At 66.6% G+C, this 14,185-nt stretch carries 16 protein-coding genes; 8 read left to right on the top strand and 8 right to left on the bottom strand.

The features are described from left to right. Positions 1-269 precede the first annotated feature (269 nt). From I2E26_RS06090 to I2E26_RS06070, 5 genes are all read left to right on the top strand, one after another. Complete coding sequence (locus I2E26_RS06090; RefSeq protein ID WP_195420018.1) at positions 270-1,109, top strand: transporter substrate-binding domain-containing protein; 840 nt, start codon at positions 270-272, stop codon at positions 1,107-1,109. 102 nt (positions 1,110-1,211) lie between these two features. After that, a complete protein-coding gene (locus I2E26_RS06085) occupies positions 1,212-1,865 on the top strand; it encodes an amino acid ABC transporter permease (protein WP_195420017.1) in 654 nt (217 codons plus the stop codon). 16 nt (positions 1,866-1,881) lie between these two features. Beyond that, positions 1,882-2,670 (top strand): amino acid ABC transporter ATP-binding protein, encoded by a 789-nt coding sequence (locus I2E26_RS06080; protein ID WP_195420019.1) that lies wholly within the window; start codon positions 1,882-1,884, stop codon positions 2,668-2,670. A 71-nt stretch (positions 2,671-2,741) separates the two neighbouring features. After that, positions 2,742-3,425, top strand: coding sequence for an orotate phosphoribosyltransferase (gene pyrE / locus I2E26_RS06075; protein WP_195420016.1), 684 nt, complete (start codon positions 2,742-2,744; stop codon positions 3,423-3,425). A gap of 38 nt (positions 3,426-3,463) precedes the next feature. Next, positions 3,464-4,027 carry a hypothetical protein gene (locus I2E26_RS06070; protein ID WP_195420015.1) on the top strand — a complete coding sequence of 188 codons (564 nt, stop codon included), beginning with the start codon at positions 3,464-3,466 and terminating at the stop codon, positions 4,025-4,027. A 78-nt stretch (positions 4,028-4,105) separates the two neighbouring features. Here the strand turns inward: I2E26_RS06070 and I2E26_RS06065 are convergent, their stop codons facing one another. After that, a complete protein-coding gene (locus tag I2E26_RS06065) occupies positions 4,106-4,771 on the bottom strand; it encodes an HAD family hydrolase (RefSeq protein WP_195420014.1) in 666 nt (221 codons plus the stop codon). A gap of 311 nt (positions 4,772-5,082) precedes the next feature. Between I2E26_RS06065 and I2E26_RS06060 the strand changes: the two genes are divergently transcribed. Continuing rightward, positions 5,083-6,258 carry an FUSC family protein gene (locus I2E26_RS06060; protein WP_195420013.1) on the top strand — a complete coding sequence of 392 codons (1,176 nt, stop codon included), beginning with the start codon at positions 5,083-5,085 and terminating at the stop codon, positions 6,256-6,258. Positions 6,259-6,379: 121 nt separating this feature from the next. Here I2E26_RS06060 and hypE read toward each other — a convergent pair whose 3' ends face one another. The 7 genes from hypE to trxA all read right to left on the bottom strand — a co-directional run bounded on the left by hypE (position 6,380) and on the right by trxA (position 12,821). Then, complete coding sequence (gene hypE / locus I2E26_RS06055) at positions 6,380-7,447, bottom strand: hydrogenase expression/formation protein HypE (RefSeq protein ID WP_195420012.1); 1,068 nt, start codon at positions 7,445-7,447, stop codon at positions 6,380-6,382. Positions 7,448-7,545: 98 nt separating this feature from the next. Then, positions 7,546-8,640: a hydrogenase formation protein HypD gene (gene hypD, locus I2E26_RS06050; RefSeq protein WP_195420011.1), complete on the bottom strand. Its 1,095-nt coding sequence runs from the start codon at positions 8,638-8,640 to the stop codon at positions 7,546-7,548. Beyond that, positions 8,637-8,903, bottom strand: a complete 267-nt coding sequence (locus tag I2E26_RS06045) for a HypC/HybG/HupF family hydrogenase formation chaperone (protein ID WP_195420010.1) — start codon at positions 8,901-8,903, stop codon at positions 8,637-8,639. Before I2E26_RS06045 ends, hypD begins: the two co-directional genes overlap by 4 nt. 87 nt (positions 8,904-8,990) lie before the next feature. Then, positions 8,991-11,498 (bottom strand): carbamoyltransferase HypF, encoded by a 2,508-nt coding sequence (hypF, locus tag I2E26_RS06040; protein WP_195420009.1) that lies wholly within the window; start codon positions 11,496-11,498, stop codon positions 8,991-8,993. A gap of 113 nt (positions 11,499-11,611) precedes the next feature. Beyond that, positions 11,612-12,058 (bottom strand): nickel-responsive transcriptional regulator NikR, encoded by a 447-nt coding sequence (gene nikR / locus I2E26_RS06035; RefSeq protein WP_195420008.1) that lies wholly within the window; start codon positions 12,056-12,058, stop codon positions 11,612-11,614. A gap of 4 nt (positions 12,059-12,062) precedes the next feature. Continuing rightward, positions 12,063-12,311, bottom strand: coding sequence for a hypothetical protein (locus I2E26_RS06030; protein ID WP_195420007.1), 249 nt, complete (start codon positions 12,309-12,311; stop codon positions 12,063-12,065). A gap of 189 nt (positions 12,312-12,500) precedes the next feature. Then, the gene (gene trxA / locus I2E26_RS06025) at positions 12,501-12,821 is read right to left on the bottom strand and encodes a thioredoxin (RefSeq protein WP_195420006.1); all 321 of its coding nucleotides are present in this window, start codon (positions 12,819-12,821) and stop codon (positions 12,501-12,503) included. Positions 12,822-12,960: 139 nt separating this feature from the next. Here trxA and I2E26_RS06020 point away from each other — a divergent pair, with 139 nt between their 5' ends. Both I2E26_RS06020 and I2E26_RS06015 read left to right on the top strand, forming a co-directional pair. Next, on the top strand, positions 12,961-13,581 hold the full coding sequence (locus tag I2E26_RS06020; protein ID WP_370551456.1) for a hypothetical protein: 621 nt from the start codon (positions 12,961-12,963) through the stop codon (positions 13,579-13,581). A gap of 126 nt (positions 13,582-13,707) precedes the next feature. Further along, positions 13,708-14,185: quinolinate synthase NadA (locus tag I2E26_RS06015; protein ID WP_195420005.1), on the top strand; the 478-nt coding region annotated here is incomplete at its 3' end.

The following is a 14,185-nucleotide window of genomic DNA, read 5'->3' as shown; positions in this document are numbered from 1 at the left end:
CTGACCGGTGGACGGCACTTCGGTGCATGGAAGGGGTCCTCCCGCGAGGGAGGGCCCCTTCCTTCGTTTAAGGGGGCGCGAGTGGTCCGTTGCGTATCGCGGTCGCCTCGTTGCCGCCTGCACGTGCCTTCTTTTGTTAAATCATCGATATGCCAGATTCACCTGAAGTAGTCCTTGATTCGGACACTCCACTCAAGTAAAGTAGACGCTGCAAGATCGTCTATTATGCGTGATATTGAAGCGTGTGCTTGAATCGGGAGGATGTAATTATGAATAGAAGGTCGTTTATTACAGCTGCTGTTGCGAGCGTGGTAGTGGCTGGTTCGTTGGGGCTTATCGGCTGTGGGGGCAATCCGGGAGGCGCTGCTTCGCAAGGCTCGAACTCTGGGGTCACGGTCAGTGATGATGGCGTGTTTACCGTCGGCTTTGATCAGGCATATCCTCCGTATGGCTTTGTTGGAGACGATGGCGAGTATACCGGTTTCGATTTGGAGCTCGCAGGCGAGCTTGCCAACCGTTACGGCTGGGAACTGAAGCTCGAGCCCATCGATTGGGATGCAAAAGACACATTGCTTAATTCTGGCGCCATCGACTGCATCTGGAATGGCTTCACGATGGAGGGCCGCGAGGATGACTACACCTTCTCCGAGCCGTATATGCTGAATGCCCAGGTGGTTGTCGTGCGTGCAGACAGCGGTATCGAGAGCCTCGATGACCTTGCAGGTAAAACCGTCATCACGCAGGCTGATTCCGCTGCGGAGGCCGTTCTTGCTGATGACCGATCCGACCTTGCTGCCAGCTTTGCCTCGCTAGAGACCATCGGTGAGTACAATACTGCGTTCATGCAGCTTGAGGCTGGAGCCGTCGACGCGGTTGCGTGCGATCTTTCCATCGCTCAATACCAGCTTGCGGGCAAGGATGCTTTCTTGCAGCTTGATGAGGCCCTTTCAACCGAACACTACGCTGTCGGTTTTAAGAAAGGCGATGAGCAGCGCGCACAGCAGGTGACCGATACGCTGCGTGATATGACGCAGGACGGTTTCGTCCAGAAGCTGTGCGATAAGTACGCAGTCTACGGCGTGAGCTACGAGAACTGGCAGATCAAATAACGTGCCTGTTCGATAGCATGTTCGCCCTCGGCCGATGAGCGCCGAGGGCACTATTTGTCTTTGCCCGCTTTTCGATGAGGGTTTTTGAGAGAGGTCCCCGGTATGGCAATAGCAACGATGGCTGAAATGCTCTGCGACGGCTTTATGATCAGCGTCCAGATCTTCCTATGGACGCTTGTGGGCGCGATTCCCCTTGGTATCCCGATCGCGCTTGCGCGAGTGTCTCGCTTCCGTCCGCTCTCCTGGCTGGCGCGCGCGTATATCTCGCTGATGCGCGGTACTCCGCTCATGCTCCAGATGTTCGCGGTGTACTTCGCTCCGTACTATGTCTTCGGAATCCAGTTATCGCCGGCGTCGAAGTGGCAGGCTTGTATTATCGCGTTCATTATCAACTACGCTGCGTATTTCGCGGAAATCTATCGTTCGGGCCTGCAATCGATTCCCCGGGGGCAATACGAAGCGGCCGAGGTGCTTGGCTATTCCCGTGGCCAGACGTTTACTCGCATCGTTATGCCGCAGGTTGCTAAACGCATTCTTCCCGCGATGGGCAACGAGGTGATCACGTTGGTAAAGGACACCTCCCTGGCGTTCGCGATCGGGGTGGCCGAGATGTTCTCTACGGCGAAGGCCCTGGTGGCGTCGCAGCGCAGCATGATGCCGTTCGCGATGGCGGCGGCGATGTACTGGGTATTCAACATGGCGGTCGAGTTCGTTGTGGGCCGCGCGGAGAAGAAGATGGACTACTACCATGACTAACGACATCCAAACGGAGATGCGTCCCGTAGTTCGGCTTTCAAATGCTCGTAAGGCCTTTGGCGGCTCGCAGGTGTTGAAGGATATCTCGCTCGAGGTGCTGCCCGGGGAGGTGGTGGCGATCATCGGTCCTTCTGGTGGTGGCAAGTCGACGCTCCTGCGGTGCCTGACGCTGTTGGAGCGCCTCGACGGCGGCGCGTTGTCCTATAGCGCAAAAGACGGGTCGGAGATCGTCGTGGCGCGTCCGGATGGCGACGACCCTGAAGCTCCGGCGGTGTATGCGGATAAGCGGGAGCTTGCGCGGGCGCGCGAGCAATTCGGCCTGGTGTTTCAGAATTTCAACTTATTTCCGCACATGACGGTGATGCAGAACGTCATGGACGCGCCGTTGGTGGTGCAGAGGCGCGGGCGTGCCGAAGTGGAGTGCCAGGCTCATGAGCTGCTGTGCAAGATGGGGCTCGAAGGCTGCGAGGAGAAAGTTCCCTGTCAGCTTTCGGGCGGCCAGCAGCAGCGTGCGAGCATCGCCCGTGCCTTAGCGCTCAATCCGCGCGCGCTGTATTTCGACGAGCCGACATCGGCGCTCGATCCAGAGCTCACTGGCGAGGTCCTGCGCGTTCTGAAGCAGCTGGCGGCCGAGGATACGACGATGGTCGTGGTGACGCACGAGATGGCGTTCGCGCGCGAGGTGGCCGACCGCGTGATATTCATGGATGGCGGCGTGATCGTGGAGGAGGGCCCTGCCGAGCAGGTTATGGGGGCTCCGAGGCACGAGCGTACGCGCGCGTTCCTGGGAAGGTTCGGGGCGTAGCCGCGTCTCGCCGCGGACACGTTCATGCATTACACTTATGCGGAATGCACTTTCGTCGAAAGGGGAGCCCCGTGGAGGCTTACAAGCAGGAGTTTATCGAGTTCATGGTCGAGTCCGACGTGCTGAAGTTTGGCGATTTCACGCTGAAGAGCGGCCGCAAGTCCCCGTTCTTCATGAACGCGGGGGCCTATGTGACGGGCGAGCAGCTCATGCGACTGGGCGAGTACTACGCTCGCGCCATCCACGATAACTTCGGCCTGGACTTCGATGTCGTCTTCGGTCCCGCGTACAAGGGCATCCCGCTGTCCGTGGTGACCGCCATCGCCATGCATAAGCTGTACGGCAAGGAGGTGCGCTACTGCTCCGACCGCAAGGAGGTCAAGGACCACGGTGCGGATAAGGGCGGCATGCTGGGCTACGAGCTCAAGGACGGCGACCGCGTGGTGATGGTCGAGGACGTGACCACCTCCGGCAAATCCATCGATGAGACGTATCCCAAGCTTATGAACGCGGCGGATGTCGAGGTGAAGGGCCTTATCGTCTCCCTGAACCGCATGGAGGTGGGCAAGGGCGGCGTGACCACCGCCCAGAAGGAGATCGAGGCGAAGTACGGCTTCCCCGTGGCGAGCATCGTGTCGATGGCCGAGGTGACCGAGCACCTGTACAACCGTGAGGTGGCGGGCCGCGTGGTGATCGACGACGCGCTCAAGGCCGCCATCGACGCGTATTACGAGCAGTACGGCGCCCGCGCCTAAGGATGCCCGGGTTTCAGCAGGTGCGCGAGGAGGCTTGCATGAAAAGGATCGTCACCGCCGCCGTCGCGGCGCTCGTGCTTACGGGAAGCCTGGCGGGTTTGGCTGGCTGCGGCGTCGGTCCGTCGGTGGACGAGCTCATTCGCGATGACGTTGCGAGCGAGCTCGAGCTGATCGGCGAGGACGCGGCGGCGTCGACGGATGCCATCGCGGCGAATATGGGGCAGGAGCTGGACGCCCTGGGCGTTGACGCGAAGGCGTTTGCCCAGGCATACACCGATGGCTATTCCTATTCGATCGATGCGGTCGATGTGGACGAAGAGGCCGGCACGGCTACGGCCAGGGTGTCGATGAGCTGCAAGTCGATGGCGAAGATCCTGGCCGATTTCAAAACGGCGTTTACCGACAAGGTGAACTCCTTGGATCTGAACGGTATGACGCAAGACGACCTGTACAAGCTGGGCGGCGAGACGCTCATGGACGTCGTCGCGAAAGCCGAGCCCGAAAAGAAGACGCTCGACCTCGTCTATGCAAAGGGCGAGGACGGTGAGTGGCGCGCCGATGAGAGCGCAGCCACCGAGCTGATGGACGCCCTTAAGGGCTAACGCGGACAGCGCGGTCTAAACGATGGCGAAAAGGAAAACGGCGCCGCGGCGCCGTTTTCTTGTGAGCGCGGTGCGGGACTACGCGCGATCGAGCACGATGCGGATAAGCTCTTCGGGCGTATCGACGATGTAGTCGGCATTCGCGGCTGCGAGCTCGTCGCGCCCCCGGAATCCCCAGGAGACGCCTGCGGCCCGCATGCCCGCGTTGTGGCCGCAAAGGATGTCCACGTTCGAATCGCCTACGTAGAGCGCCCTGCCGGGCTCTGCCCCGAGCTGATCCAGAACGAAGCGCGTGATAGCGGGATCGGGCTTGGGCGCGAAGCGGTCGATGCGGCCTTGGGCCAGGGCGAAGCGGTCGGAGCCGAAGAAGCGCTCGATGAGCGGGGTCGCTGCGGCGTGGTCCTTGTTCGTGAGCACGGCCAGCGTGACCCCGGAGCGGCGTAGCTCGTCGAGCATCGCTTCGATGCCCGGGTACGGTGCGGTATGGTCCTCGCTGTGTTCGGCGTAATAAGCGCGGAACTCGGCAAGGGCGACCTCGAACATGCGCCCATCGCCCGCGTATTCGGCGGGCATGAAACGTTCGACAAGCTTGAGCATACCGTTGCCGACCTTGTAGCGATAACGGTCGGTTGAAAACGTGGGCCAGCCGTGCAGCTCGCAGGTGTGGTTGCCCGCCTGTGCAAGATCGTCCAGCGTGTTGAGGATGGTCCCGTCTAGATCGAAGATGACGTGCGTGAAAGCCAAGGGAGCCCCTTACTGCCCGCTATGGGGCGTGTTGCATGCGGTGTGGATAAGGCGGTGCCGCGCCGACTGGTGGCTGCACCGCACGGTCGCGCGGATGCGCGCCCTTCCATCATAACGCCCGAAGGGGAGTTCTGAACTTCTGATGCGTTTGCAGCTCTAAGGGTGGGCGGCATGCGCGAATTTGGCGATACTGTGTCACCCGAATTCATGCGGCCGGCTGCCGAGGCGGGTGCCTCCGGCGGGATGCGCGCTGCGTCGCGCGCCGATGATGCGGGGGCCTGGCAACAACATCATGACGAAAAGGAGCGAGCATGCCCCAGGGCAGGCAGGATGCGTGCACAAAGCAAGATACAACCCATCAAGGCCATAGGGAGGGCGAGCTGCCGACGTTCTACGCCATGCTGCAGCTCAGTGTACGGGACTTGAAGGCGCTTCGCGCATCGGTTGCATGCCGCCGTTGCCACGCGCTCGTGAACCTGGCGTTGGTGGTGCGCGCCGCGTTGATCGTGGCGTGCTCGGTTGCGTTCATCTCGACGTTCGGGGTGCTGTTCGGCCCGCAGAGCTCGATTCCCGCCGTGGGCATCTTCGTCTTCATCCTGTGCGTGCGCTTCGTGGGATTCAACTACGCGCCGGAGCAGAACCTGGCGGCGATGGCGGTCCTGTTCGCCGTTCTCACGGCCGTGCCGCTGCTGGGACAGCATGCAGGGCCGTTCGCCCGCTTGGTTCTCAACGGATTGGGCCTCATGCTGGTGATGGTGGTGGCCGTCGACGATCCGCGCTTCGGCAACGGCGGAACCTACGGCTTCGGGTACGCGCTCATGGTTGGCGCCGCCTACGATGCGCCCGTGGAGCCGGCACAGGTTCCCGCGCGGCTGGCGACCATGGCGCTGGGGTTCGCGCTGTGCGCCGGGGTGTACTGGCGCTGTCGCAACCGCACGGCCGAGGCGCAGGAAGCCTGCGCCGCGGGCGCCGAGTTCCGGTATAGGACGATCGGAACGGCGCTGCGCGAGGTCTCGCTGCGCAACGAGAAGACGCGCTATCACATCCGCGCGGCGCTGGGTATCTCGCTGGCGTTTTTCGCAGGCGACGTGTTGGGCGTGAAGCGCTTGATGTGGATGGGCCTCGTGGGGTCGAGCCTGCTGACCCCGCACGGCACGGGCGTGCGCGACCGCATCTGGTGGCGCGTTGGCTTCAGCGCAGTGGGCGTCGGCCTGTTCTGCGTGGTTTACCCGGCGGCTCCGCCGCTGATCCAGGCCGTGTTCGGCATGGTGATTGGCATGTGCTGCGGACTTTCGGGCAAGTACCATTGGACCCAGGCGTTCAACACGATGGGCGCCATGTTGCTGGGCCAGACGATGTTCGGCATGGGTGGGGCGGCGTTCTGGCGTATCGCGGACAGCGTGATCGCGGGAGCCGTCGTTGCGGTGTTCTCGTTCGCGTTCAACCGCGGTATGAACCGGCTGGCCATCGACGCGGATGCGGCGTAGGGGCACATCGGAAGGATGGCGGGGCCAAGGGGCGGGGGGCGCCTTCCCGGGTTGGACTGGAGGTCCGCCTGGGAAGGCGCCCCCGCGTTTTTCAGGTACGTCTAGCGCGCCTGCCGAGGGGCTAGCAGATACGAGGAAGCTGCGGTCCCACGAGCGTGTCGAGGATTCGCGTCGCGCCCCAGCTGCATCGGACGCGAACCAGGGGGCGCCCGGCGCGGGCGGAGCCGGTCGACCCCGTTCCCGCCTCGCGGACTTCGCCGATGATGGCCGCGTGCTCGCCGTAGCGGTTGGTGCGCATGGCGGCCAGCGCGGCCTCGGCTTCGCGCGCGGGGACCACGGCCACCATCTTGCCTTCGTTTGCAACGTGCAGCACGTCGTAGCCAAGTAGGTCGCAGGCGCCGCGCACGGCCGGCCGTACGGGCAGGGCGTCTTCGTCGACGACGATATCGACGCACGATGCTTCGGCGAACTCGTTGAGCGTGCTCGCGAGGCCGCCGCGCGTGGGATCGCGGAAACAGCGCGTATGCGGTGCGGCGGCGAGCACGTCGGCCACGAGGCGGTTGAGCGGCGCCGCGTCGGATTCGACGGGAGCCGAGAAGGCGAGTCCCACGCGCTGGCTCACGACGGCGATGCCGTGGTCGCCCAGGGTGCCGCTGACTAAGACGAGGTCGCCGGGGCGGCAGCGCGAGCCCGAGAGCTCGACTCCAGCGGGGACCTCGCCGACGCCGGCGGTGTTGATGTAGATGCCGTCGGCGCCGCCGCGCTCGACGACCTTGGTGTCGCCGGTGACGATGCGGACGCCGGCCTCGCGCGCGGTCTGCATCATGGCGTGCGCGATGGCGCGCAGATCGTCGAGGGGAAATCCCTCCTCTAGGATGAAGCCGCAGGAAAGGTAGCGCACGCGCGCTCCCGAGGTCGCGACGTCGTTGACGGTGCCGCAAACGGCCAGGCGGCCGATGTTGCCGCCGGGGAAGAACGCGGGCGCGACCACGAAGCTGTCGGTCGACATCGCGATGCGCCCGGTGCAGGCGAACGGCGCCACGCCGGCATCGTCGCCCGCATGGAGCTCGGGTGCATCGAATTCGGCAAGAAAGACCTCATCGATAAGACGCTTCATCAGCCGGCCGCCCGACCCGTGGCCGAGCTGGACGGTGCGGGGCACGGTGCCGCCGCGGGGTGCGTGGGACATGGGTGGCTCCTTTCGAAGGGGGCGGCGTATCGGGCGGTACGGCTGAACCGCCCAAGAGCTGTGATGGGCGCGCATCGGGCGCCGCCGGGTTTCGGCTCCTATGGCTCACGGAAGCGGTGGGCGGCGGCGCAGCTGCCCTCGCTGGAGACCATGCAGGGACCGATGGGGTGCTCCGGCGTGCAGGAGCGGCCGAAGAGGGGGCAGGAGCCGGGGGGAATCGCGCCGCGCAGCACGTCGCCGCAGCGGCAGCCGGGAGCGGTGCGCGCGGGTTCCGCTTCGATGTCGAATCGCTGCTGCGCGTCGAGGTCGGCGTAGGCCGATCGGATGCGCAGGCCCGAGGCGGAGACGGTGCCCAGTCCGCGCCAGACCGCGTCGACGGGCTCGAAGACCTGGTCGACCAGTTGGCGCGCCACGGGGTTGCCCCGGGGTGCGACGACGCGGCGGTAGGCGTTCTCGATGGCGGGCGCTTCGGCCGCCACCATGCGGATGAGCGTCGCGATGCCCTCCAAGATATCGACCGGCTCGAATCCGGTGACGACGCCCGGCGTGTGGAACTCGCGCGGTAGGAAGCCGAACGGATCGATGCCGGTGATGGCGGCGACATGGCCGGGCAGGATGAAGCCGTCGATGCGCGTGTCGGGATCGCGGGCGATCGCGCGGAGCGCGGGAGGCGTCGTCTTGTGGGAGCAGAGGACCGAGAAGTTCTCGAGTCCGCGCTCGCGGGCCCGAAGAATGGTGGCGGCGACGGCTGGTGCGGTGGTTTCGAAGCCCACGGCCGCGAACGCCACCTGGCGATGCGGAAGGGAGCGGGCGAGCGCGAGGGCGTCGAGCGGCGAGTAGACGACGCGCACATCGCAGCCGTCTGCCTTGCAGCGCGCGAGCGTGGTGCTGGACCCGGGGACGCGCATCAGGTCGCCGAAGGTGGCGAGCGTGACGCCATCGACCCGCGCGAGGGCGATGGCGTTGTCGAGGTCGTGGTTCGGGGTGACGCAGACCGGGCAGCCCGGTCCGGAGAGCAGGCGCACGCCCGGGGGCATGACGGAGCGGAACCCGTAGCGGCCGATATTCATCGTGTGGGTACCGCAGACCTCCATGAGGGTGATGGCCCGGTCTTCGGCGAGCCGGCCGATGGCGTCGATGAGCCGGCGGGCGAGGACGGGGTCGCGGTGGGCGCCGGGGTCGATGCCGCTCATGCGCCGAAACCCGTCGGCGCTGGTGCTTCGGGTTCGTGTTCGCCCAGGAAGCCGGACAGGTCGCGTAGGAGCTGCAGGGTCTCTTCGGCTTGATCGGGTTCGATCACCTGGATGGCGAAGCCCGCGTGGACGAGGACGTAATCGCCTTCGCGCGCGGCGGGAACCAGCCGTAGCGAGACGTCGCGCCGAACGCCGAGGGTGTCGACGACGGCGTTCTCCCCGGCTTGTACGCGCACGACCTTACCGGGAACTGCCAGACACATAAGACCACCAATCGAGACGGGCGCCGTCGGCACGGGCGGCGTGGTTGCATGAACGTGCCCGATGCTAGTCCGTCTGCTCGAGGGGAGCTATGACAAGGGTTCACATGGGCCGCTGGCGAGGCGCGCCCGCGCGACCGCAGCCTGCCCGTAGGCGAGGCCGCCGTCGTTGACGGGGGCGGCGTGCGGGACAAGCGCGGTGAGGTTGCGAGCCGCGAGGCCGGTGCATACGGCGTCCAGGATGAGTCGGTTCATGAAGACCCCGCCGCCTAGGGCGACGTCGCGCACCCGCGTTCGACCACCAACCTGGCGTGCCGCCTCGCAGGCCGCATGGGCGAGCGCCCGGTGGAAGGCCAGGGCGAGGATGTCGACGTCCGCGCCCGCTGCGCGTGCATCGAGCAGTCCGCGCAGGGTCGGTGCCGGGTCGAGTACCAGGCGTGTCGATACAGGGCGCTCTCCAACGATGATTTGATTGCGGCGGGTGCTGCCTGTGTCCGCGCGCGCCGTATGCCACGCGAGCCCAAACGGCGGCAGGTCGAGGGGATGCGCTGCGGCGTCGGAGCGCCAAGCGCGCCAGGCGGCCGCTTCGAGCGCGCAGGCGGGCTCGCCCTCGTAGGTGGCATCCTCGCAGATGCCGAGCAGTGCCGAGACGGCGTCGAGCAGGCGGCCCGCGCTGGAGGTGAGGGGGCTGTTGACGCTTCGTTCCACCATGCGGAGGATGACGGCGTACGCATCGGGGCCAAGGCGATCGAGGAGGCCGGCGGCTCCGGGATGATCGAGCAGGCCGTGGGCGTGGAGCAGCGCGACCGCGTTGCGGCGCGGGTCGCGCACGGCGGCGGCCCCGCCGGGTAGGCGCCAGGGGGCGAGCGATCCCATGCGGGCGTAGCCGTCGGTCGTGGCGAGGAGGACCTCGCCGCCCCAGATGGCGCCGTCGGTGCCCGCGCCCGTTCCGTCGAAGGCGAGTCCGACCGCGCGTACCACGTCTGGGTGCTCGGCTAGCACCGCGGCTATATGAGCGTGATGGTGCTGCACCTCCACCAGGGGCGCTCCCGTCGCGCGAGACTGCTCGCGAGCCCACTGGCTGGCGGAATAGCTGGGATGCAGGTCGCATGCGAGCGCTCGCGGGCGCAGGTCGAAGAGCTCCTCCAGATGCATCCGAGCTCCGTGCCAGGCGTCGAGCGCGCCGCAGCCGTCCACGTTGCCGATGTGCGGGGAGAGGAAGCACGCGGCAGTCCCGTCGGGGCGTTCGCGGGTGAGCGCGAGGACCGCTTTCTGCTGGCCGCCGCAGGCGAGGATGGCCGGCAGCGGAGCCGGTGCGCCTGCGAAGGCGGCATCGGGGGCGGCGAGCGGCAGGGGCAGCGGGGCGTATCCGCGGGCACGGCGCACGAGCAGGGGGCCGTCGGCGCGGGCGCGTGCCACGGAGTCGTCGGCGCGGACGAGGACGGCGCGGTCATTGCCCATGAGGGCGTCGGCCATGCCCGTGGAGACCAGATGCTCCCAGGCCGATTCGTCGTCGATCTCGATGGGCTCGGAGCCCGCGTTGCCGCTTGTCATGACGAGCGCATCGATGCCGCGTCGATGGCAGGCGGCGAGCAGGAGCTGCTGCAGCGGGGTGCAGGGAAGCATGACGCCCAGTTCGGGCAGGCCGGGAGCGATTGAGGGCGCGAGCGCGGCGCGCGAGTCGGCGATGGGCGCGCGGGGCAGCAGGACGATGGGGCGTGCGGGTGCGCCGAGCAGCCTCGCGGCTGCATCGTCGACGCGGCAGAGTCGTCGCGCGCCGTCGAGGTGCGCGACCATGATGGCGAACGGCTTGCGCGGCCGACGTTTGCGCAGGCGCAGGGCGCGCACGGCCTCGTCGTCTGCGGCGTTGCAGGCCAGGTGGAAGCCGCCGAGCCCCTTGATGGCCACGACGCGCCCGTCGGCGAGCAGGTCGCAGCAGCGCTCGATGATGGCATCGCTCGCTGCGCGGTCGCTGCCGAGCAACGTGTCGGTTTTGCCCGCTTCGCGCCAGGTAAGGTGCGGACCGCAGGCGAAGCATGCGTCGGGCTGCGCGTGGAAGCGGCGGTCGGCGGGGTTCGCGTACTCGGCGGCGCAGACGGTGCACAGGGGAAACGGCGCCATGGAGGTCGCGGCGCGGTCGTAGGGCAGCGCCCGCGTGATCGTGAATCGCGGTCCGCAGTTGGTGCAGTTGATGAAGGGGTAGTGGAAGCGCCTGTCGCGCTCGTCGAACAGCTCGTTCAAGCAGTCGTCGCAGATGGCGATGTCCGGCGAGACGAGGGTGGAGCGCTGCGTCTCCACGGTGGATGCGAGGATGGAGAAGCCGTGCCCGCCCGTCGCGGCGCACCGCGTTTCGGCGGACATCCCATCGAGGGCGGAGACCTCCACGTTCTCGATGCGGGCGGCGGCGGGCGCATGGGCGCGCAGCGCGCGGGTGAATGACGCGAGGGCGTCGGCGGTGCCCTGCGCCTCGATGTGCACGCCGTCCCCGGCGTTGCGCACCCAGCCCGCGATATCGCGCGCGACCGCTTCTCGATAGACGAACGGGCGCATGCCCACGCCTTGGACGATGCCGGTTACATGGATGTGCACGTGAGGCATGACTGCTCCTAGCTGCGGCGCATGCGGCGGCGCGCCCGTCTTGGCTGCGCGTCGCGGGCGCGCGGGTTCACGCGCGGATGCGGCGCGTGCTCGATGGGATTGCGGGGCGGGCGCTACAGGTCGAGGCTCTGGTCCGTGGCGGCGCAGGTGAGCTCGCCGTGATGGACGCCGCGCAGGCCGAGGAGGCGGTCGGCGAGCTCGTACACGCGCTCGCCACGGCCTTTGAGGGCCAAGATCTCGAGGCAGTTGTGGTGGTCGAGGTGCACGTGCATGGTCGAGACGATCTCGGGGGCGTAGTCGTGCTGCACCTCATCGAGGCGGCGCGTGAGGTCGCCGGTATGGTGGTCGTAGATCATCGTGAGCGAACCGATCACCTCGGCGTCGGGCGTGCGCTCGTCCTCTTTGACGAGGGAGGCTCGGATGAGGTCGCGGATGGCTTCGGAGCGGTTGGCCGCGTCGCCGCGCCGCGCGATCTGCGCATCGAATGCGCGTAGCAGGTCTTCGGGCACGGCTATGGAGAAGCGGGTGAGCTCGCTGGAGCCGGAGTTGTTCGGGGCCATGGCGCTACACCAGCTTCACGGTGCCGACGGCGTTGTGGTCGGCCTCGATGGCGTCCTCGTATCCCTGCAGGCCGGCGCGGGCCTCGTTCAGAGCGCGCGCGGCGTCTTCGAGCTTGCCGCCGATGCGCTCCATGCCGTAGGCGTCGACCGCGTCGAGCAACCGGCGGCTCCACGTGCAGGCGAGCTCGATCGCCTCGTCCACCTGCTTCACGCTTGCTTCGAGCTGACTCGTGTTCATGCCCACGTCGTGCATGGCGCCTCCTTGGTTGTCGGGTTCAGATGAGCGTAAGTGTACCCCTCTTGCGAGCGGCGGGGTGGAGCATCGGGTACGGTGGGCCGCCCGCGGCGTCGTGCGGACATGAAAAACCCCGGGCCCGAAGGGAGGCGCCGGGGTGGAGGGAAGGCGGATACCGTGCACCGCGCGGCTGCGCGGCGGGAAATCTTATAGGTGGCTTTCGAGCTCGGCGAGGAGCTTGGCCTTGGGCATGGCGCCCACGGTACGGGCGATCTCCTGCCCGCCCTTGAGCATGACGAGCGTGGGGATGGACATGACCCCGTACTTCATGGCGAGATCCTGGTTCTCGTCTACGTTGCACTTGGCAACCTTGAGCTTGCCATCGAGCTCGCCGGCGACTTCGTCGACGATGGGGGAGAGGGTGCGGCAGGGGCCGCACCAGGGCGCCCAGAAATCGACGAGCACGGGAAGCTCTTCGTCGAGCAGGCTATTGAAATTGGCCATGGTGACCTCGGTTACGTGTGCCATGGGATCCTCCGTTTGAACAGGGCGGCCGCTGCGCCGCCGCGGTGGCTTGTCTTCTCGAAGAGCGTTATACCCAAGATGCGCGGGGCGTTGCACCGGGGTTGGTGACATTGTCACGGAGGCGCGGGTAGAATGATGGGCGTTGGCAACCGTTGGCGATGGGGTGACGCGCATGACCGTATCGGGTTCTCAGAGGAAGGCCGCGCTCGCGGCGCAGGCGCGCGAGGAGCTCGACGCCCTCGCGGCGCGCGGCGTATGGATGGCGGGCAACGGCTATTCGTCCGTCGTGCTGGTGAAGGGCGAGCTCAACGAGGGCGAGCGCGCCGGCGCCGAGCTGCTGTCCGGCCGCGATGGCGACGGCCTGCGCGCGGCGCTGTCCCGCCAGGGTTTCGCGCCCGAGGACTTCTGCGGCCTGGCCGCCGTCCCGAGCCCCGGGTCCGAGCCGACGGCGGATGCCGCCCGCGGCGGCGACGGCGTGCTTCCGGTGGAGCTGTTCCGCGAGGCGCTCGAGGCGCTCGATCCCGAGGCGGTGATCCTGCTGGACACCACGGCGATCGGCCTCATGCGCGAGGCGTACGCCGACGCGCTGGCGGCGATCGAGGATTTCGATACCGCCATGCTCACGCCCGGGCGCATCGCGCCGGTGCTGGGCCGTCGCGTGCTGCCGCTCGACGGCTTCGAGGCCGCGTTGGGAAATCCCGAGGACAAGCGCCGCATGTGGCATTATCTCCAGCGGCTCAAACCCGCCGCCGCGCCGTACTAGGGACGCCCGCCCGTATTCTTTGTGAGCCGCGTCACCTGTCTTGTCAGCTGTAAAGACTGGTGCCATACTTTCCCCAACATAAACGGGCGCGCTGTGCCGCGGCGCGCCGCAGGGAAGAGGGAACGTATGACCCAGCAAAAAACCTTGGAAATCTGCGAGCGCATCGCTCGGCTGAAGCAGGAGCGCGACGCGGTGATCCTGGCGCACTACTATGTGGACCCCGCGGTGCAGGCTGCAGCGGATTACGTGGGCGATTCGTTCTACCTCGCAAAGCTCGCCGTCTCGCTCCCCCAGCAGGTCATCGTGTTGTGCGGCGTGGAGTTCATGGGCGAGAGCGTGAAGCTGCTCAACCCCGCCAAGACGGTCCTGCTGCCCGAGCCGCTCGCCGACTGCCCCATGGCGCACATGGTGGAGCGGGCGACGGTCGAGGCGGCGCGCGCGGAATACGGAGACGACCTGGCGGTTGCCTGCTACGTCAACTCCACCGTGGAGATCAAGTCGTGGAGCGACGTGTGCGTGACCTCGTCGAACGCCGTGAAGATCGTGTCCGAGTTGCCGCAGCACCACGTGCTGTTCATCCCCGATCGCAATCTGGGCCGCTATG

It is taken from the genome of Collinsella sp. D33t1_170424_A12 (assembly GCF_015554865.1).
Classification (GTDB): domain Bacteria; phylum Actinomycetota; class Coriobacteriia; order Coriobacteriales; family Coriobacteriaceae; genus Collinsella.
This window is presented reverse-complemented; position numbering and strand designations above follow the sequence as displayed.